Consider the following 19,681-nt stretch of genomic DNA (forward strand, 5'->3'; position numbering starts at 1 on the left):
AGGTAGCCGATATTTTTGATAGAAGGGGATGAGTAAAATGAAAGTAAAGACAACCTTGTCCGTTGCTATGATGACGACTGTAATCGCTTTATTGCCTCTGCTGCAAGCTTGCAGCGACAGCGCAGCTCCGGGAGGACAGGCCGCAGCGCCGAAGCCGGGAGAGAAGATCAAGCTGAAATGGTCTACCTGGGGCAATCCGGGCGAGCTGGGCAGATTCCAGGAGTTCACCAAAGATTACAACGCCAAGCACCCGAATGTCGAATTTGAATTAATCCCAATTCCAAGTGACTACGAGCAGAAAATATTGACCCAGCTTAGCGGCGGGGCGGCGCCGGACGTGTTTTATTCCGGGGACGGGACGATCGTGAAGCTGATCGATAACCAGACGATCGCCGAGCTGACCCCTTATATGGACAAGAGCTCGGACAGCAAAATCCGCGAGGCCGACTTCTTCAAAGGTCTGTGGGGCGCAGCCAAAAAGGACGACAAAGTGTACGGAGTGCCGGTGGACTGTAATCCGATGATTCTTTGGTATAACACGAAGCTGCTGAAGGATTCGGGAGTGACCGAGCTGCCTGCGGAGCTGTATGAAAAAGGTCAATGGAATTGGAATTCGTTCAAAGCAATGCTCGAGAAGCTGCGCGCGAACGGCAAGCACGGCTTCGTGCTGGATAACGATTGGAACCGGTATTACAGCTTTGTAAGCAGCAACGGAGGCAACGTGTACAACGATAAAGGGGAATTTATTGCGGATAAGGACCCGAAGACGGTCGAGGCGTACAAATTCCTCTACGATAACATCCAGGCGAAAAACATTACGTTTGCGGGAACGCTGCCGAAGGGGCAGGGAGGCGACGCGATGTTTATGTCCAACCAGGTTGGCTTCGTGTCGGCGGGGCGCTGGTATCTCCCGATATTCAAGCAGAGCAAGGACCTGCAATTCGACATCGTGCCTTATCCGACCAACACCGGCAAGAAGATCGAGCCTGCGGCCGTCGCCACTGCCTATATGGTTATGAACAAGAGTACGAAATATCCGAAGGAAGCGTATGAGTTCATCAGCGAATTCGTATCGAAGGAAGGGCAAGTTTACCGTCTGCAAGGAGGCGGTAACGCGGTTCCTTCCGTAGAGGGCGCCGATCAGGTCGTAATGGAAGGCAATTTGCCAGAGCACGCCCAGTACTTCCTGGACGCGCGCAGCATCGGCTATGCGCTCACGCCGTTCGAAGCGGGAATTCCCGGCTTGACCCAAATCATTAAGGACGAGATGGAAGCTCTGTGGCTCAAGGACGGCAAACTTGACGAGACGTTAAAATCGGTCGGGATTAAAGCGAACCAGAAAATAGCCGATTATAAGGCTGGCAAATAGACGGCATGCGACTTCGCAGGGAGGGGGCCGGACCCGGCTTCGGGCGGCTTCCTTCCAGACTTCAACGAAAGGCTGATGACTTATGAACAAACGCGTATCGGAAGGGATTTGGGGCTATGCGTTCATTCTTCCCCAGTTGACCGGACTTCTCATATTTGCCTTTATCCCGCTTGTCTCCGCCTTCGTGCTTAGCCTCATGAAATGGGACGGCTTCGGCAAAAAGCAGTTTATCGGACTCGATAATTTCGTTACCCAGTTTCATAATCCGGACTTTAAGCTGGCGCTGTTCAACACGGCATGGTATACGCTGCTGGTCGTGCCGACCGGCATTGTTCTGGCCATTCTCGTCGCGGTCGCGCTGAATAAAGTGCGGGGCAAGGTCGTATACCGGCTCTTTTACTACATGCCGGTCGTTACGAGCTCCATCGCGGTATCGATTGTCTGGCTGTGGCTGCTGAACTCCGAATTCGGCATTATCAACGTATATTTGAAGCAGTGGTTCGGCATCGTCGGTCCCGAATGGCTGACGAACCGCAAGCTTGTCATTCCGTCGATCGCCATGCTCAGCGTCTGGTGGGGACTCGGCGGCAATATGGTGCTGTTCCTCGCCGGACTTCAAGGGATTTCGTCCAGCTATTACGAGGCGGCGCAAATCGACGGGGCGAGCCGATTCCGCCAATTCTGGCATATTACGCTTCCGCTGCTCTCTCCGACGACGTTTTTTGCGACCATTATGTCGATCATCGGCTCCTTCCAGGTGTTCGATCAATCGTTCGTCATGACGGGCGGAGGGCCGGCCAAAGCCAGCTACACGATCGTCTACCACATTTATCAGCTGGCGTTCGTCGAGTTCACCTTCGGTAAAAGCGCTGCGGCCGCCGTCATTTTATTCGGCATTATTTTGACGCTGACGCTGCTGCAAATGTACATGTCGAAGCGGTGGGTTCATTATGGCGGATAAACGAAACCGGGAGAGGAGGAGACGCTGATGGAGATTCAAGCGCAAAGGAATACGGCCGAAACGGGCCGTTCGACCGCAGCGGCGTTGCGGCGCGACCGCAGCGGCACAAGCCCGGTCGGCAAGGTGCTGCTGCACGCGGTGCTGATCGTCGGGGCCGTCATTATGACGGGGCCGTTTCTATGGATGGTTCTCAGCTCGCTGAAGCAGTTTTCGCAAGTATTTCTCATTCCGCCCAAGTGGATTCCCGATCCGTGGGAGTGGAGCAATTATAAACGGTCTTGGGAAGCGCTGCCGTTCGGCCACGCTTACTTGAACAGCTTTTACATCGCCTTCATTTCGGTTGCAGTCAAGCTGCTGACCTGCTCCATGGCGGCGTACGCCTTCGCCAAAATCCGTTTCCCGCTGCGGGAGCCGCTCTTCGTTCTGTTTCTGGCGACGATGATGGTTCCGCATCAGGTGACGATTATTCCTTTATACTTGATGATGAAAGGCTTCGGCTGGCTGGACACGCATCTGGCCTTGATCGTGCCGGCTTCGCTGCTCGATGCCTTCGGCGTGTTCCTGCTGCGCCAGTTTATGAAGAGCATTCCCGACGAGCTGGAGGAAGCGTCCATCGTCGACGGCGCGAACCGCTGGACGATCTACTGGCGCATCATTCTTCCGCTCATCCGTCCGGCCTTGGCGGCGCTGGCGATCTTCACGTTCCTCGGCATGTGGAACAGCTTCTTCGGCCCGCTTATTTTCCTGAACAGCCCGGACAAATTTACGGTGCCTCTGCTGCTCAATTTGTTTCGCGGCATGTACATTACCGACTGGACCCTGATGATGGCGGGGTCGTCCATTGCCGTTATTCCCGTTTTGATCGTATATATTATCGGACAACGGTACATTATCGAAGGGGTTACGCTGACGGGAATCAAAGGATAGTCCAATCGAAAAAGCGGGGAGGATGAAGCATGATCACGGCGGATGAGGCGGAATTTTACCGGGATAACGGGTATTTGCTCGTGAAAGGAGTGTTCGACGGACGGGAAGTGGAGGAGATGCGTCGGGCGACCGGGAAAATCATCGAGCGTGCGGCGCATTCGAAGTACGACAAGAACCATGCCTGGCAGGGGGACTACTTGCCCCCAGAGGAGCTGAAGAAGCTCGTGCTTAAGGGCTTCCACGACGTGCATTATCATGATGCGGCCTTCGCGCGGGCGGCGATTCACCCGAATATGGCTGCGATTTTGTCGCAGCTGATCGGGCCCAACGTGCTGCTGCATCATACGAAAATGCTCGTCAAGCCGCCGGAGAACGGAGCGGCGTTTCCGATGCACCAGGATTATCCGTATTTTCCGCATACGAACCACACGATGCTGGCGGCCAGCGTGCACTTGGACCGTGCGGATACGGAAAACGGATGCCTGTGCGTCGTTCCGGGCTCTCACAAGGCAGGACCGCTCCCTCATATCGGAACGTATTACCTGAACCATAAGGAGCATCCGATTTCCAGCGGAACGCCTTGCCCGGCGGAGGCGGGAGACGTGCTCTTCTTCAATTATTTGACGATCCACGGCTCCGATTGCAACCGCAGCGAGCGCCCCCGCCGAAATGTGCTGTTCCAATACCGCGAGGCATCCGATTTGCCCGTGAGAAACGTCCATTTCGATTGGGGCATGGGGCTGATGGTTTGCGGGGAAAATCCGAACTTCAGCAGCGTAAAACCGAATTATCAGATTGTGTAAACGAGAAGCGGGGCGGGCTGCAAACTGCAGCGCGTCCCGTCGGACGTTCATGCGGCGGCCGCATCACGGCGCCGATCCGGCTATTGCGCCGGGAGCTTGAGAGCTCCCGGCGTTTTGTCGTTTACGCAAGTACATGCGCCGGGCCGATACCCGTATATTCTGCATAGGTGAAAGCCTGGTTAGGATTGACAAGGAGCTTCGCGTTCGTTAAAATTAGTACCAAGTACTAATACTTGATGATAAAGGATGATGCGCCTTGGAAATCCGTCATGCCACAATTACGGCCATCGGCACGTTTGTGCCGGAGAAGCGTTTGACGAATTACGACCTGGAACAGATGGTCGATACGAGCGACGAATGGATTGTGCAGCGCACGGGCATTCGCGAGCGCCGAATCAGCGCTCCGCATGAGTATACGAGCGATCTGTGCGCTGCCGCGGTACGCGATCTGATGCGGCGTTACGGCAAGTCCGTGAACGATGTCGATATGATCATCGCGGCTACAAGCACGCCGGATTTTCCGTTTCCGAGCACGGCGTCGTTGCTGCAGCACAAGCTCGGCGTTTCGCCGTCCACCGGGGCGATGGACGTTAGCGCGGCATGCGCGGGCTTCGTGTACGGCCTGCATCTTGCCAACGGGCTGATCGCATCCGGGCTGCACCGCAAAATTCTCGTCGTCGGGGGCGAGACGTTGACCAAAATTACCGACTATACCGACCGGACGACCTGCGTGTTGTTCGGCGACGGGGCGGGGGCGGTGCTGATCGAGCGTGATGAGCGGCGCTCAAGCTTCTTATCGTCCCGTCTAAGCACCGAAGGAAGCGGCGGCGCTCATGTGTACCAGACGCGGATCGCAAACCGCATAAACGGCGTTGAGCTCATCGACAAGCAGCTGCTCGTGCAAAACGGCAGGGAAGTGTTCAAATGGGCTGTGCGTACCGTGCCGGAAGGCGTGCGGGAGGTGCTGAGCAATGCTTCGCTTGATCTGGGCCAAGTCGATTGGTTTGTGCCGCACAGCGCGAATTTGCGCATGATCGAGCCGATCTGCGAGCGGCTCGGACTGCCGCCGGAGCGGGCATTGTACAGCCTGGAATACTTCGGCAACACATCGGCGGCGACGATTCCGCTGGCACTCGATCTGGGCATCCGCGCCGGCAAGATCAGACAAGGCGATCTGGCGCTGCTGTACGGATTCGGCTCCGGGCTCGTGCAGGCAGGCATGCTGGTCCGTCTTGAACTCGATCCGGAAATCGAGCCGCCGTTCCCGCTGTAAGCCGCAGGCGGGCTTCGGATCATTCGCTTCGTTCCTATGAAGGTGCTCCCGCTTCACTTCACTTTGGGGGCACTTTTTTAGTATGATGGATAAGTAAACCAAGCTTTGAGGGGAAACGATTGTATCATATAGATAAGGAGTGAGAATCAGTGGAAGAGAAAACGAATCACAACCATCGCGAAGAGCTGGCGACATTTGCCGGCGGCTGCTTCTGGTGCATGGTCACCCCGTTCGACCAGCTTCCGGGCATTAAAAAGGTCGTTTCCGGCTATACGGGAGGACATAAGCCGAATCCGACGTATCAGGAGGTTTGCTCGGAGACGACCGGACATGCCGAAGCCGTGCAAATTACGTTCGATCCGATCGTATTTCCTTATGAAAAGCTGCTGGACACCTTCTGGCAGCAGATCGATCCGACCGATACAGGCGGCCAGTTTCACGACAGGGGAGAATCGTACCGGACCGCGATTTTTTACCATACGGAGGAGCAGCGCCGCAAGGCGGAAGCGTCCAAGCAGGAGCTTGAGCAGAGTGGGCGGTTCTCCCGTCCGATCGCGACCGAGATCGTGCCTGCCGGGGAATTTTACGAAGCGGAGGAGTACCATCAGGATTACTACCAGAAAAATCCGCTTCGTTATAAAATGTACCGCAAAGGCTCGGGGAGAGACGCTTTTATCGAGCAGCATTGGAATACGCCGCAGGATAAGGAGCGCTTAAGAGGACGGCTCACTCCGATGCAGTTCGAGGTGACGCAGAACAATGCGACCGAACCGCCGTTTCAAAATGAATTTTGGGATCATCACGGAGAAGGCATTTACGTGGATATCGTTTCGGGAGAACCGCTGTTCAGCTCGCTCGATAAATTCGACTCGGGTTGCGGCTGGCCGAGCTTCACGAAGCCGCTTGTTTCCGGGAATGTGAAGGAAAAAGAGGATTACAGCCACTTTATGATACGCACGGAAGTGCGCAGCAGAGAAGCGGATTCGCATTTGGGGCATGTGTTTCCGGACGGCCCGAAGGATGCGGGGGGGTTAAGATACTGCATCAATTCGGCCTCGCTGCGGTTTATTCCCAAAGAACAGATGGAGCAGGAAGGTTACGGCGCGTATCTGGCTTTGTTCGAGCGCGGCGGACGCGATTAAACGGTTTATTCGTCCATACGGTTGCCAGGCGGCCGAGTCCGGGGAATTCCCGGGCCCGGCCGTTTTTTTTTCAAGGGCCGCGCAGCCTTTTCTGAAAAAGTGCTTTTCATAGCGGCACATCCATTGTATGATCAAAAAAGGAAATATTGTCCAAACGATAGGGCGTATTTTCCGCAGGACGTTCGCTTCCTGCACTTGTACTTATTTCGGAGGAACCATGTCAAAATCGATATTGCTCCTGCTGACCGGTGACATCAGGTCCCTCGATCCGATGCTGCAGGAACAGGTGTACAAACAATTTTACCGCCTGGTCTATCCTATGATTATGTATATTGTGAAGGATCATCAGACGGCAGAAGATATTATTCAGGAAACGTTCATTCTCATTATCCGCAAAAGTCCCCACGATATCGACGAGGCGAGGCTGAACGCATGGCTGCGCACCGTTGCCCGCAATGCTACGATAAGTTATTTGCGAAAAAATAAAAAAAAACAAGACGAATTGCTTTCCGATGACGTCTATATAGAAAACGCGGTCCCGCTGATGGCGGAACGGGCTTCATCCACGGAAGCCGAAGTGGAAGCGAAGCTGCTCGAAGAAGCGATTATTCAGTGTATTCACCAGTTGAAACCGATCTACCGCCAGGTGATCCGCATGCGCTGGCTGGAGCGCCTGTCCTACAAGGAAATGGCGGAGCAGCTCGGCGTTTCGGAGGAGAAGATCAGGCAGACATTGCATCGGTCCAGGGAAGCCATCAAGAAAAAACTGCAGCGTGAATGGAAGGTGAACGAGCCTTGAACAAATCGGATTTTGACGCCGAATTTGACAGGTTATTGGAAGAAGCGGTCCGACAAAGCGAGAATGACATCGTCGTTCCCGATGCCGGTCCTTCATGGACAAGGATGGAGAAGCGGCTTGTCCGGGAGCGGCGCAGAGCAAGGTGGATGCGCGGCGCCAGATGGTTCTCCCTCGCGGCGGCTTCGCTGCTGGCCGGCGCTTTCCTGTTCCACTCGCTGCAGACGACCGAAGCGTTCAGGCCGATGTTCGAAATGGCCTATAAGATGAAGGGCGGCACGGTAAGCATGCAGATCGGGAGCACCGACCGCCCGTCGGCCGAAGGAGCCAAAACGCCGCCGCCGCCGGACGATTGGGAAGAGCCTTACGTGGATAACCGCGATTTGCCGCAGGAAGGGGCTTTCCGGAGGATGACCGTTACGCTGGAGGCAGCGAAGGAACAGATGCAGTTCGAGCTTCCTTCTCTCGATGCGATCCCGGGCGACTTGACGCTTCAGGCAGCGACGCTTCATTTCTCCGGCGGGGAGGCGAAGGCCAGCGCGCTGAAGCTGGTGTATGCCGATAAGGGAGAGACGCCCGCGCTGACGGTGCTGCTGAGAAAACGGGCGTTCAGCGCTCATGCGGAGGACCCGGACGGACAGCGGTTCGTAACGGAGCTTCCCGACGGTACGGCGGACATTGAGGTGAATCGCGGCGAGCTGAATATGATTGTGAGAGGCTCGCTTAAGCCGGAAGAGCTGGGCCGCATTGCGGACGGCTTGCTGGCCAAACCTTAGAACGAAGGGGATTGTATGGAGAACGGATGGCTGCTGCTGTTTAAACAAAATATCGCGGCTTGCCCGGAGCGTGTGCAATATGCGCTGTTCGAGCAGTTCGTTGAGGTCATTTCCCGGGCGGAGCCGATGAGGGAGCTGCCGCGTCCCGCGGCGCGGCAGGCGGTCAAAGCCGTATTTCTGCAAGCGGCCGCCGGCCGCTTCAGGGGAATGGACGGCGGGCGGATTGCCCGCAGGCTGGAGGAAATGGCGCGGGAGCAAGCCGTGAAGCGCCGTAGAGCCGGCGCGCCGGCGGCCGAGCGCGAGGCTGGCGATCCGCACGCGGCGCTGCTGGAAGCATGGGGCGATATCGCTCCCTTGCTGAAAGGGCGAGCGAAACGGCGCAGGAGGGCGCGCCTTACCGCGGCGGTATGCGGCTTTGCCGTTATTTTGCTGGCAGGCGGCTTTATGTTCGGCACCGCCTCACCGAGCCGCGAGGCGGCCGAAGCGGCTGCGGCTGCAGCTTTCCGGCAGGAAGACGACGAGGCTCCGCTTTACGGCCCATCCGTCGTAAGCGAGGCAGAGCCGCCTCTGCGAATGACGGAAGCGGAGGGAGAGGCGGCCGCTTACGCCGACTTTAAACTGCTCGTTCCGAAGTTTGTTCCACCGGGCTATACGTTTCAGGAAGCGAGCGTATGGGGCAGAGAACGCGGGAAGCAGCGGTCGGGGCATATTATTTTCGAGTATGCGAACGAGGAAGGCTATTTGCTCCGAGTCAGCTTCGTGAAGATGGAGCCCCGCAGCGTATTGTCGTCGGGTTTTTTTATGCCGGCAAGCACGGAGGAACTGCCTGTCCGGGGGAGTAAAGGGCTGCTGGTGACTTCGCAGGATCGCTACGTGCAGCTAAACTGGATGGAAGACAACGTTTATATCAGCATCTCCGGCCGCGAGCTGGACAAGGAGCGGCTGCTGAAAATGGCCGAAAGCTTGAGCTAACGGATACGAAGCTTTGGATTTTATACCGAAAAGATGGTAAAGTAGATTCGTATTCCTAGGATTCAGGAGAAACGAAGGTCAAAGGAGATTCGCTGCAATGATCGTGTTGTTCATCTTGTTTATTTTGGTGATGGGGTCTTTTTTTAGCGGCGCGCTGGTGCTGTTTTTTCAGAAAAAGCCTAAGCTTGGATTTTTGATGCTAGTGCTCGGTTTGGCCGCGACCTTCCTGTTCTACTATTCGATTTATAAAGGCTGGGTCACGGTGCCGCAGCAAAGCTGAAGCGGGAAGCGCGTACGGAAAGCAATAGCAGCAGACAAGAAGAAGGATGGCCTCCGGGACCCGGCGGACCGTCCTTTTCTTGTTGTTTAGGAAATGATGCGCAGCCATATCCTGTGGATATCCGGGGGCTCCCCGCAAAGTACCTGAATCAGCTTCGAAGCCATGGCCCCACTTTGTGGGGTTATTTTGTTGCGCGGGAGCTGACGCTAACCATCCTCCGCATCCGGCGGTGCCTCCTTTTCCATCCGGGCTAGCCGGTCCAGCGTCATTTGCACGGCGATGGCATCGTCTAGGTAACCGATCGGAAACACATAATCCGGAATAATGTCCGCAGATAAAATGAAATAGAGCAGAGCGCTTCCGGCGACGGCTCGCCTCTCTGACGTCAGATCGCTTTGACAGAATAGGGCATGCATCTGCCTCAACTGCTCGATGAAAGGTCCGGCGCTGTTCACGCTGTCGACCTTCGAACGGAAATCTTCGACGATGATTCGCCGTCCTTCCTCCGTCAAAGCGTATTGCTCGTACTTGCCGAGCTCCTTGCGGACCCGCTCTGTCGTAAAATCGGAGTCTACCAGGTTATGGGAAAGCAGCAGCTCTCTGATGCTGTCTACGGAAGCATGAAGCTCCGAAGGCCGCTCCGGCTGGCTTTGTCCGATATCGAATGAAAGCCCCGCCGCTTGCGAGAGCCGCTGCGCCGAGATGCCGAGATGAGCGGCGAACTGCTGCAGATGATCCAGACGGGCCCTCTGCTTTCCGTTAATAATTCTCGAAATGGTTGCGGTGTCGATGCCTGTAAGAGAGCTTAGCTTGCGCATCGACAAAGATTTCTCCTTCAGTAAAGCTTTGAGCATCTCTCCAAGCTGCTGCCCCATCTCTTCGTTTAACATCGTTTATACCCTCCTCATGGACCGACGTTTTCGGACGTGTTGAGATTTCTCAACATTTTTGTTGAGGGATAAGCACGCTCTGCGAGCATGAACCGTACAATGCACTATAAATAAACGGGGAGTGGAGCACGAATGGTATGGATGATGATATTGGGTTTTGCGATTTCCTCAAGTCTGGATAATCTGGGAGTCGGAATATCTTACGGAATTCGAAGTATTCGCATAGGTTTGTTATCTAATCTGCTCATGGCGGGCATTTGCTTTCTTTGCAGTATGACGGGCATTTGGGGAGGGCAGTGGCTGGCAAAAGTTTTGCCGGGAATGTTTCCCGCGATCGCAGGCGCTTTCGTTCTGGTAATTGTCGGCATACGAATCATAGTGCTGGCGTTTCCGCGCAAGCGCAGCGACTCCGCCGAACAAGAAGAGACCGCAGGCTCCGGCGGACATTCGCTCGCAGGCATTCTCCGGAACCCGGAGTCGGTAGATACTGACAAGTCCGGGGAAATCGGGCTTGGGGAGGCCGCCGTGCTCGGCATCGCGTTGTCGGCCAATGCGGTGACGAACGGTTTGAGCGCAGGGCTGATCGGCCTGTCTCCCATAGCGATCTCCTTGGCCGCTGCCGTGGGAAGCTTCGCTACCGTATGGCTGGGCACCGTGTTGGGACGCAAAGCGGCCGGCATCCATATCGGATCTTTCACGCTGGGGCAATTCGGCACGCTCTTAAGCGGCGTCATTCTGTTAATTATCGCTTGCAATTCGTTATTCTGATCCGCCGCTGCAGGAGTATACGCTTCAGAGCATTGCGTCACTTTGGAGGGATTTGTTCTCAAGTTTATTTTACGGGGAACAAGCGGCGGGTATGCCTTTTTTCATCGGGAGGAGCTTCGTGAAGGACAAACGCACAATTGAGCCTTACCGGGTTCATTAACCCATGCTATTTGCCGAGCGGACGCATAGTGTATAGCATAGACAAGTTGGATGTCAGTACCTGGCGGCAGCCAGGTCACAGCCAACGAAACTGAGCACACTGCAAAGGAATGGGATGGGTATGAAAAAAGTTTACGTGTCCAGGACGCGCAGCGCAACGCTGAGATCCGTCAAGAAGAGTGCGCCGAAACCGAAAGCGAGACGTCCGAGGTCGGTCAAGGACTCCTTCTCCGACAGCGACATATTGCCTTCGACCTCCTCAGGCTTGCAGGGCTTCGGCGGTTTGGGGCAGGACAATGCCATGGGCGGCTTTCCAGCCAGGGAAGAAGCTTCGTCGGCTCCGGCGGCGGCGCCAGCCGAGCAGAGGGCGTCCCTCTTAAGCAGCTTCGGCGGCATTGACGGCATTATCTCGATGATGACCAAAGCGCAGCAAGTGTTCAAGTTATTTCAGCAGATGGGGCCGATTTTTAAAATGATCGGAGCATTCGGCGGAGCCAAGGCCACGACGGCCAGCCTCCGAACCGGCAGAGGGCGCAAGCCGGTTCGGCGCGGCGGCTCCGTCAAAAGACGTTGAATCGGTGAAGAGCGGCGGGCAGCTTAGGACGTCGCTCTTTTTCGTTGTTTAGGAAATGATGCGCAGCAATTTCCTGTGGATATCCGGGAGGCTCCCCCGAAAGTAAAGTCTACCCTACCCATAGAACGATCCCAGCGGAAGGGTTAGACGCCGATCCAGCTTAGGCTGGATGCGGACGGAATAAGCTTCAGAGCATCACGTCACTTTTGGGGGATTTGTTCTTGCTTCGGTTAGACCGTAAGCTTCCGGTCATCCACGGGAACCAGCCGCGCATCATTTTTTTCGTCCGAACGCTTAAGCATCCCCGGATTTGTTCATAAGCAGCTCGATAAAGTGCTGCGCGGCAGCGGATAGATGGTGTCCTTTCAGCCAGATGAGTCCCGCCGCCGCCGACAAAGGCGGGTCCGTTATTTTAACGGCGCGGATTGTGGGGTCCGACAGCTGGGCAATGACCGTTGCGGGCACGAGGGCCGAGCCGAAGCCGGATGATACCAGACGGAGCAGCATCGGGATGTCGGAGCATTCGGCGGCGATGTTCGGCTTCATGTGCTGTTCGGAGAACGCCATCAGAATGGAATAGTGCACCCCTAAGCCTTCGGTGCTGGGCAGTATTAGCGGATAGCCCGACAATTCGGAAAGCGCCGCTTCCTTGCGGGAGGAAAACGCCTGAAGCGAAGTGATAAAGTAGAACGGCTCGTTGCGCAGGTGGAATACGGAGAAGTCGTCCAATTGCAGGGGCAAGCGGATAAGCGCCAGCTCCAGCGCGCGGCTCTTCACCAGATCGCACAGCCGGGAAGATTCGTTCTGCTGAATTTTGTAAGTAACATGGGGGTAGAGCCGCTTAAACTGATGGAGCAGTCCCGGCAGTTCTACGGAGGACAAGGTGTTGACCCCGATGTTTAGACATCCTTTGACGCCGTTGCCGACCTCCTTCACTTCGGAAACGGCTTCCTCCATCAGCTGCGTCATTTGCAGAGCGTAGCGATACAACGCTTTGCCGGATTCGGTTAACTCCAGCAGCTTGCCGCTTCGCTCGACCAGGACGGTTCCGAGCTCCTCCTCCATCGCTTTGAGCTGTTGGCTCAGCGGGGGCTGGGACAGATGCAGCCTTTGGGCCGCGGCGGAGATTTTGCGTTCTTCGGCGATGGCGATAAAATAGCGCAGTTGTCTAATATCCATAATTCGCTTTGTCCTTCCTTGATCTGCAGTTTCGGGAAATACGCCGATCCTTAACCCTGCGGTTCGTCGTCCGATTCGATGCTGCGGCCGATTTTGTGGAGCAGCCCGAGCAGCAGCTCCTCTTCTTCCTTGTTTAAGTGCAAGACAAGCCTCTGATTGAAATCATCGAGAATCGACTGCAAAACGGGGGCGAATTGCTTAGCCTTTATCGTCGGATAGACAAGCTGGGACCGCCGGTCGTTCGGATCGGGAGTCCGGCTGATGTACCCCGATTGCTCCAGCTGCTTGATGGACCGCGCAGTGGTAGCTTTATCGAATTTAAGCTTGTGGGTAAGCTGATCCTGATTGATGCCCGGGCTGTGGAGAACGGCCTTCAGGAAGCTGTACTGCCCGCCGCTTCCGATTCCGTGAGGAGCGAGCCGTTTGGCGAGTATTTTTTGACTGGAACGGTGAATGTAAGAAATAAGCTTGCCGATGGGTTCCTTTTTCATAGGTATACCTCTTTTGGGAAAAATTAAATGACATCCCGAGAACGTTCGAGAAAAGCAAACGCTATAAAAATATTTTATCTGAACATTGTTGCGCATGCAACTAATATGAGGTAAAGTGATTACGAATAATTGGTTGAGCCTGCAACTAATTAAATACGCCGAAGTTCAGGAGGTTACTTATGAATCCGTCTTTTAAAACCTATCAGGAAGATGCCGCCGTCCAGCAGAAACGCTGGATTATTCTGATCGTCCTTAATTTATTTACGTTTATGTCCACGCTGGACGGCAGCATTGTCAATATCGCTTTGCCCGTTCTGTCCGAGCGGTTAGGGCTGCCGATCGCCCAAATTGAATGGGTGACGACAGGATATTTGATGGCGATTTGCACCGTGATCCTGTTTTTCGGGAAGCTCGGGGATATGGTCGGCAAAATCCGCGTGTTCAAACTGGGCGCCTATATTTTTATCGCAGGCTCGCTGTTGTGCGGACTTAGCGGCTCGCTTACGTTCTTGATCATATCGCGGGTTATTCAAGCGCTGGGAGCTTCCATGATGATGGCAACGAGCCAAGGGGTCATAACCGACATATTTCCGGCGAAGGAGCGCGGCAAGGCGCTCGGGTTCATCGGCACCTTCGTCTCGCTCGGAAGCATCGCGGGCCCGAGTCTCGGCGGCATCATCATTTCCTCGCTGGGCTGGGAATATATTTTTTGGGTGAACGTGCCGATCGGCCTTATCGCCATCCTGATCGGATGGAAGGTGCTCCCCGCCGATCTGGTCAAAGTGAAGTCGAGGATCGACGCTCCGGGCAGTCTGCTGTTCGCCGTATTTATCGTTACCCTGTTTACGGGGCTGCTGCTCGGTCAGCAGGCCGGATACGGCAATCGTTGGATTGTTCTCTCGCTGCTCGTTGCGGTTATTGCGTTCGCGCTGTTTCTGCGTGCGGAGCGTACCCGGACGGAGCCGCTTATCGAGCTGTCGCTGTTTAAAAATGTGCTGTTTTCGGTCAGTATTTTATGCGGGTTTCTCGTCTTTTCGGCGAATTTCTGCTTCAATATTATCGCCCCGTTCTATGCGCAGAACATGCTGAATTTGTCTCCGTTCGCGGCCGGTTTTTTGCTGATGCTGTTCCCGATCTGCATGGTGATCGTCGCTCCGGTCAGCGGGGCGCTTTCCGATAAAATAGGGTCCGAGCCGCTAACTTTTGCCGGATTGATCGTGATGGTGATCGCCCAGTTCGGGCTGGCCGCGCTGCATGACGGCAGTCATTTGGCGGTCGTAGGCTTGTGGATCGCGATGCTCGGCATCGGCAGCGGGCTGTTTCAATCTCCCAACAACGCTCTGATCATGTCGCAGGTTCCGCGCACCAGACTCGGCTCGGCGGGCAGCATCAATTCGCTCGTCCGCAATGTGGGGATGGTCGTAGGAATTACGATCGCGACGACGCTGCTGTTCCATGTTATGAGCAGCAAAGCGGGTCATCGGGTCACGGGGCTTATTCCCGGCCGTCCGGATATTTTTCTCAGCGGGATGCACACCGTATTTATCGTCTCCTCCTGCATTTGCCTGGTGGCGGCTCTGCTTACGGGCTGGCGGATGTATCACGCTTATTCGGCCAAATATGCCGAATCCTCCGAGGGATAAGCTTCACGGAAAAAGATCTCATCTCCCGCCTCGCGGCAGGATTTGGGATTTTTTTTGCATCGGCCGGGGCGGCGGACCCTACTTACCTTAACGTAACTAAATGAAAACTTATTCACTCCTTATATTTCGCGGCGATTTTTTATATGATGGTAACAGGTTCTATTATTAGCGGGGAGGCTGGGGCAATTGATTAAACGAATCGGTCATTTGGCGCTTACTGTGAAGGATATGGAGCAATCGCTGCATTTTTACTGCAATGTGCTTGGTTTTGCAAAGGCTTTCGAGCTGCACGACGCGGCGGACAAGCCTTGGATCGTCTATCTGAAAGTATGCGAAGGCCAGTTTATCGAGCTGTTCTACGGCGGGCTGAACAAGCCGGCTCCGGTGGATAAGCCGATCGGCTTCAATCATCTGTGTCTTGAGGTGGAGGATATTCACGCCGTCGCCGAGCATTTGAAGAAGAACGGCATTGCGCTGGACGTGGAACCGAAAATGGGGAAAGATACCAACTATCAATGCTGGGCCAAAGACCCTGACGGCAACCGGATCGAGTTCATGCAGCTGATGCCGGGTTCGCCGCAGTTAAACAGCTGAAGCTGAGCTTTAGCGATATTACGGAAAAAAGACGACCGTTAACGATAGGGAGGAGATTTAGGAGATGGAATACCGCACATTGGGAAAAACGGGGATACAGGTATCGAGCTTATGTTTCGGGACGATGTCGTTCGGGGGGCCGGCCGACGAGGCGGAATCCCGCGCGATGTTTAACCGCTGCAGAGAAGCGGGCATCAACTTCTTCGATACGGCGAACGTATATAACCGAGGGGTTTCCGAGGAGATTTTGGGCCGCTGCATCGAGGACTGCCGTGACGAGATCGTCCTGACGTCCAAAGTTTGCTTCCCTACGGGGCAAGGGGTCAACGACCGCGGCTTGTCGCGCAGACATATTATGCTTGCGGTAGAGCAAAGCTTGAAGCGGCTCGGAACCGACCGGCTCGATCTGTATTTCGTCCATCATTTCGATCCGAAGACGCCGATGGAAGAGACGCTTCGCGCCCTCGACGACTTGCAGAGCCAAGGCAAAATATTGTATCCGGCCGTAAGCAATTGGGCGGCATGGCAAATCGCCAAAGCGCAGGGGATCGCCGCCAAGGAGAGCCTGGCCCGTTTCGAGTGCATCCAGCCGATGTACAATTTGGCGAAGCGGCAGGCGGAGGTCGAGATTTTGCCGATGGCCGAATCCGAGCAAATCGGAGTCATCAGCTACAGCCCGCTCGGCGGAGGGCTGCTGACCGGCAAGTACGGCCGCGACCGCAGGCCGCAGCAGGGACGGCTGATGGAGCAGAAAAATTATATCGAACGGTACGCGGAGCAGCAGTATTACGAAACGGCCGAGAAGTTTACCGACTATGCGCTTGAACGGGAGCTTCATCCCGCTTCGCTTGCCGTAGCGTGGGTGATGTCTCATCCCGCCGTTACGGCGCCGATTATCGGAGCGCGCAATGTCGAGCAGCTGGAGCCGTCGCTTGCGGCTTTGGATATTGCGATGACGCCGGAGTGGCGCGGCGAAATATCCGCTTTGTCCGTAACGCCGCCGCCGGCGACCGACCGCACCGAAGAAAGATGAGGTGAAGGCTGCGCTTCGAGAATCGGCAAACGGAATCCGAGTCGAGAATGGAGAAGCGGCACATCATGATGGATCACAATCAATCGGCAATAAGAAATATCGGCATCGTCGCCCATGTCGATGCGGGGAAAACGACGACGACCGAGCACATACTGTACGAAAGCGGCCGCATCCGCAGTCTCGGCCGCGTCGACGCCGGTACGGCGCAGACCGACTGGCTGGACATCGAACGGGAGCGGGGCATCTCCGTCCGCGCCGCATCGACGGCGTTCCAATGGAAGGGCTGCACGGTCAATTTGATCGACACGCCCGGGCACGTCGATTTCTCGTCCGAAGTCGAGCGCTCGCTGCGCATATTGGACGGCGCCATCCTGATCGTTTCGGCGGTGGAGGGCGTGCAGGCGCATACCGAGACGTTGTGGCGGGCGCTTGAGGCACTAAAAATTCCAACCCTCATCGTCATCAATAAAATGGACCGGGTGGGAGCGAATCCGACCGGCGTGCTGAAGGAATTAAACCGCTTTTTGTCCGGCGGCATCGTTCCGGTTCAGCGGTATTCCGGTACAGAGGAGGACTTCCGTTCGGTTTTGCGGTTGTGGAACCGCCGGGGGGACGGAACCGTTGCCCGTGCGGCGGACGATCTCCAGGAGGATTACGATGCGCTGCTGGAGCGGCTTGCGGAGCAGGACGAAGCCCTGCTTGACGATTATGTCGGCGGCATGCCTGTCAGCGACGAGAGGCTTATCGATAGCCTGACGGAGCTTACCCGGCAGGGCAAGGTGCAGCCGCTTCTGTACAGCGCAGCCGGCAAAGGCATCGGCATCCCCGAGCTGATGGATGCGATAGTGGAGCTGCTTCCGGCTCCGGCAGGCAGGGCGGAGGACCCGCTGTCGGGCATTGTGTTCCGGCTCGAGCGGGACAAAGCGATGGGGAAGATCGCTATGGTCCGGCTGTACGGGGGCCGGATCGTGAACCGCGACGTCATCCGCAACTATACGCTCGGCACGGACGAGAAAGTAACGCAAATCCGCAAAATCCACGCCGGCCACCAGGAGGACGTCGGCGTGCTGGAGGCGGGCGATATTGCCGGCGTCTGCGGTCTCAGCCGCGTACGGATCGGCGATATTATAGGCAGCCCGGACGCGGTATCACCCGAGCATCGGCTGACGGAGCCGCTGTTGACCGTGCAGGTGAGCCCTGCGCAGGCGGCGGATTACCCGCAGCTGGTCGCCGCGCTGCAGGAGCTGACCGAAGAAGACCCGCTGCTCGATTTGCAATGGCATCCGCTGGAGAGAGAGCTGCACATGAAAATTATCGGGCCGATCCAACTGGAGGTGCTGACCCATGTGCTGCAAAGCCGCTTCGGTCTGAGCGCCGCGTTCGGCAAGCCTACGGTCATCTATAAGGAGACGCCGTCGGCCGAAGGCTACGGCTTTGTCGCCTATACGATGCCCAAGCCTTGCTGGGCGATCTTGAAATTCCGCATTGAGCCCGGGGAACGCGGGAGCGGGCTGAGCTACAGCTCCGTTGTCAAGCCGGAGCGGCTTCTCCCCGGGTACCAGAACGAGGTTGCCCGCAGAGTGCCTGAAGCACTGCAGCAGGGGCTGCTCGGTTGGGAGGTGACGGATCTGAAGGTGACGCTCGTCGAAGGGGAACATCACGTATGGCATACGCATCCGCTCGACTTCGTGCTGGCTACGCCGATGGGCATTATGGACGGCTTGGCCCGGGCGGGCACAACGCTGCTTGAGCCGTATGTGCAGTTTCGGATTACGGCTCCGGAAGAAGCCGGCGGCAAAATTTTACATGAGCTGACGCTCATGCGGGCGGAGTTCGATTATCCGGAAATGACCGGGGAGCGCTTTAACGTGGAAGGGACGGTACCTGTTTCGAGCTCGCTCGAATTTCCCGTGAAGCTCAGCATGCTCACGGGAGGACGGGGCACTTTCGCTACCCGGTTCAGCGGCTATAGAGAATGTCCCGCGGGCACCGTCGTCGAGCGCCAGAGAAGGGGCGTAAATCCTCTCGATACGTCCAAATATATTCTCAGCATGCGGAGCGCCCTGGGAGCCGCAAGGTCTTAAGCGGGCTCGCCCGCATCAACACACTCTATAAGGAGGACAATTGTTATGCTGCAACGTCAAGTAGGCCGTTTGGGGCATATGAGCTCCGTCGTCATGTTCGGCGCCGCCAGTCTTGGGCAGGTGACTCAGGAGGAGGCGGACGCGTCGATCTCATTCGCTCTGGAGCATGGAGTGAACCATTTCGATACGGCGGCGAGCTACGGCGATGCCGAGCTTCGCATGGGACCGTGGATGCCGCGGGTTCGCGGCGAAATCTTCCTCGCCACGAAAACGGGCGAGAGGACGAAGGAGAAGGCCAAGGAGCAAATTTACCGCTCGCTGGAGCGGCTGCAGACGGATCGGCTCGATCTGCTCCAAATGCACGCCGTCGGCACGATCGAGGAGCTGGACAAATGTACGGCTCCGGGAGGCGCCCTCGAAGCGCTGCTTGAGGCGAAGGACGAAGGCGTGATCAAGGCCATCGGCATTACCGGCCACGGGCATCAGGCTCCGGTCACTCATCTGGAAGCGCTGCGCAGATTCCCGTTCGATACCGTGCTGCTGCCGCTTAACTATCACTTGTATTCGCTTCCCGAATACAGAGAGGCTTTCGATGCGCTGCTGGAGGAAGCGGGCAGGCAGAACACGGCGCTCCGGGTTATCAAGGCGATCGCCAAAGGCCCTTGGGGCGAGGAGCAGGACAGAGCCTACGCGACCTGGTATGAGCCGTTCGACAGGCAGGAGATTATCGACGCCTGCGTGCACTTTGTTCTGTCGTTCAAGGGAGTCGCCGGCTTCGCCAGCGCGGGGGACATCCATTTGTTCCCGAAAATCGTCGATGCGGTCGAGCGGTACGGCTCCATGAGCGACGAGGAGGCGCAGCGCGTCTTGAGCGCGATCAATGGCTACAGGTCGCCGTTCGGAGCTCCGACCTCCATCGCTTAACCGGAATCGGCGGCCGCGGCCGCCGGCAGAAGATAGAAGCCAA

The 19,681-nt window shown here is 56.3% G+C and carries 20 protein-coding genes; 17 read left to right on the plus strand and 3 right to left on the minus strand.

All coding sequences use genetic code 11. The annotated features are described in order from the left end of the window. Positions 1–28: 28 nt before the first annotated feature. From SK3146_RS30905 to SK3146_RS30950, 10 genes are all read left to right on the plus strand, one after another. The gene (locus SK3146_RS30905) at positions 29–1,369 is read left to right on the plus strand and encodes an ABC transporter substrate-binding protein (protein ID WP_434006833.1); all 1,341 of its coding nucleotides are present in this window, start codon (positions 29–31) and stop codon (positions 1,367–1,369) included. A gap of 82 nt (positions 1,370–1,451) precedes the next feature. Further along, complete coding sequence (locus SK3146_RS30910; RefSeq protein ID WP_249862392.1) at positions 1,452–2,330, plus strand: carbohydrate ABC transporter permease; 879 nt, start codon at positions 1,452–1,454, stop codon at positions 2,328–2,330. 27 nt (positions 2,331–2,357) lie between these two features. Further along, the gene (locus SK3146_RS30915) at positions 2,358–3,257 is read left to right on the plus strand and encodes a carbohydrate ABC transporter permease (protein WP_249862393.1); all 900 of its coding nucleotides are present in this window, start codon (positions 2,358–2,360) and stop codon (positions 3,255–3,257) included. Between the two features lie 29 nt (positions 3,258–3,286). Then, complete coding sequence (locus SK3146_RS30920; RefSeq protein ID WP_249862394.1) at positions 3,287–4,060, plus strand: phytanoyl-CoA dioxygenase family protein; 774 nt, start codon at positions 3,287–3,289, stop codon at positions 4,058–4,060. Between the two features lie 256 nt (positions 4,061–4,316). Beyond that, a complete protein-coding gene (locus SK3146_RS30925) occupies positions 4,317–5,333 on the plus strand; it encodes a ketoacyl-ACP synthase III (protein ID WP_434006834.1) in 1,017 nt (338 codons plus the stop codon). A 218-nt stretch (positions 5,334–5,551) separates the two neighbouring features. Next, positions 5,552–6,475, plus strand: coding sequence for a peptide-methionine (R)-S-oxide reductase MsrB (gene msrB / locus SK3146_RS30930; RefSeq protein ID WP_249866496.1), 924 nt, complete (start codon positions 5,552–5,554; stop codon positions 6,473–6,475). A gap of 217 nt (positions 6,476–6,692) precedes the next feature. Further along, a complete protein-coding gene (locus SK3146_RS30935) occupies positions 6,693–7,274 on the plus strand; it encodes an RNA polymerase sigma factor (protein ID WP_249862395.1) in 582 nt (193 codons plus the stop codon). Continuing rightward, on the plus strand, positions 7,271–8,047 hold the full coding sequence (locus tag SK3146_RS30940; RefSeq protein WP_249862396.1) for a hypothetical protein: 777 nt from the start codon (positions 7,271–7,273) through the stop codon (positions 8,045–8,047). The genes SK3146_RS30935 and SK3146_RS30940 overlap by 4 nt, the downstream gene beginning before the upstream one ends. A 15-nt stretch (positions 8,048–8,062) precedes the next feature. Continuing rightward, complete coding sequence (locus tag SK3146_RS30945) at positions 8,063–9,019, plus strand: DUF4367 domain-containing protein (RefSeq protein WP_249862397.1); 957 nt, start codon at positions 8,063–8,065, stop codon at positions 9,017–9,019. Positions 9,020–9,116: 97 nt separating this feature from the next. After that, entirely contained in the window at positions 9,117–9,299 is a 183-nt protein-coding gene (locus SK3146_RS30950; RefSeq protein WP_249862398.1) for a hypothetical protein, read from the plus strand. A gap of 206 nt (positions 9,300–9,505) precedes the next feature. Here the strand turns inward: SK3146_RS30950 and SK3146_RS30955 are convergent, their stop codons facing one another. Continuing rightward, the gene (locus SK3146_RS30955; RefSeq protein ID WP_249862399.1) at positions 9,506–10,189 is read right to left on the minus strand and encodes a DUF1232 domain-containing protein; all 684 of its coding nucleotides are present in this window, start codon (positions 10,187–10,189) and stop codon (positions 9,506–9,508) included. Positions 10,190–10,321: 132 nt separating this feature from the next. On the opposite strand from SK3146_RS30955, the gene ytaF reads away from it, so the two are divergent. Then, positions 10,322–10,957 carry a sporulation membrane protein YtaF gene (ytaF, locus tag SK3146_RS30960; protein ID WP_249862400.1) on the plus strand — a complete coding sequence of 212 codons (636 nt, stop codon included), beginning with the start codon at positions 10,322–10,324 and terminating at the stop codon, positions 10,955–10,957. Positions 10,958–11,237: 280 nt separating this feature from the next. Next, a complete protein-coding gene (locus SK3146_RS30965; RefSeq protein WP_249862401.1) occupies positions 11,238–11,690 on the plus strand; it encodes a hypothetical protein in 453 nt (150 codons plus the stop codon). Between the two features lie 294 nt (positions 11,691–11,984). Here the strand turns inward: SK3146_RS30965 and SK3146_RS30970 are convergent, their stop codons facing one another. Further along, positions 11,985–12,869 carry a LysR family transcriptional regulator gene (locus SK3146_RS30970; RefSeq protein WP_249862402.1) on the minus strand — a complete coding sequence of 295 codons (885 nt, stop codon included), beginning with the start codon at positions 12,867–12,869 and terminating at the stop codon, positions 11,985–11,987. A 50-nt stretch (positions 12,870–12,919) separates the two neighbouring features. Then, complete coding sequence (locus SK3146_RS30975; RefSeq protein ID WP_249862403.1) at positions 12,920–13,360, minus strand: MarR family winged helix-turn-helix transcriptional regulator; 441 nt, start codon at positions 13,358–13,360, stop codon at positions 12,920–12,922. 179 nt (positions 13,361–13,539) lie between these two features. On the opposite strand from SK3146_RS30975, the gene SK3146_RS30980 reads away from it, so the two are divergent. The 5 genes from SK3146_RS30980 to SK3146_RS31000 all read left to right on the plus strand — a co-directional run bounded on the left by SK3146_RS30980 (position 13,540) and on the right by SK3146_RS31000 (position 19,638). Continuing rightward, on the plus strand, positions 13,540–15,003 hold the full coding sequence (locus tag SK3146_RS30980; RefSeq protein WP_249862404.1) for an MFS transporter: 1,464 nt from the start codon (positions 13,540–13,542) through the stop codon (positions 15,001–15,003). Between the two features lie 186 nt (positions 15,004–15,189). Further along, positions 15,190–15,597 (plus strand): VOC family protein, encoded by a 408-nt coding sequence (locus SK3146_RS30985; protein WP_249862405.1) that lies wholly within the window; start codon positions 15,190–15,192, stop codon positions 15,595–15,597. 64 nt (positions 15,598–15,661) lie between these two features. After that, complete coding sequence (locus tag SK3146_RS30990) at positions 15,662–16,630, plus strand: aldo/keto reductase (RefSeq protein ID WP_249862406.1); 969 nt, start codon at positions 15,662–15,664, stop codon at positions 16,628–16,630. A gap of 65 nt (positions 16,631–16,695) precedes the next feature. Beyond that, positions 16,696–18,714, plus strand: a complete 2,019-nt coding sequence (locus tag SK3146_RS30995; RefSeq protein ID WP_349655175.1) for a GTP-binding protein — start codon at positions 16,696–16,698, stop codon at positions 18,712–18,714. A 45-nt stretch (positions 18,715–18,759) separates the two neighbouring features. Further along, the gene (locus tag SK3146_RS31000) at positions 18,760–19,638 is read left to right on the plus strand and encodes an aldo/keto reductase (RefSeq protein WP_249862407.1); all 879 of its coding nucleotides are present in this window, start codon (positions 18,760–18,762) and stop codon (positions 19,636–19,638) included. Positions 19,639–19,681: the final 43 nt, after the last annotated feature.

The organism is Paenibacillus konkukensis, from assembly GCF_023523925.1.
GTDB classification, from domain to species: Bacteria; Bacillota; Bacilli; order Paenibacillales; family NBRC-103111; genus Paenibacillus_S; species Paenibacillus_S doosanensis.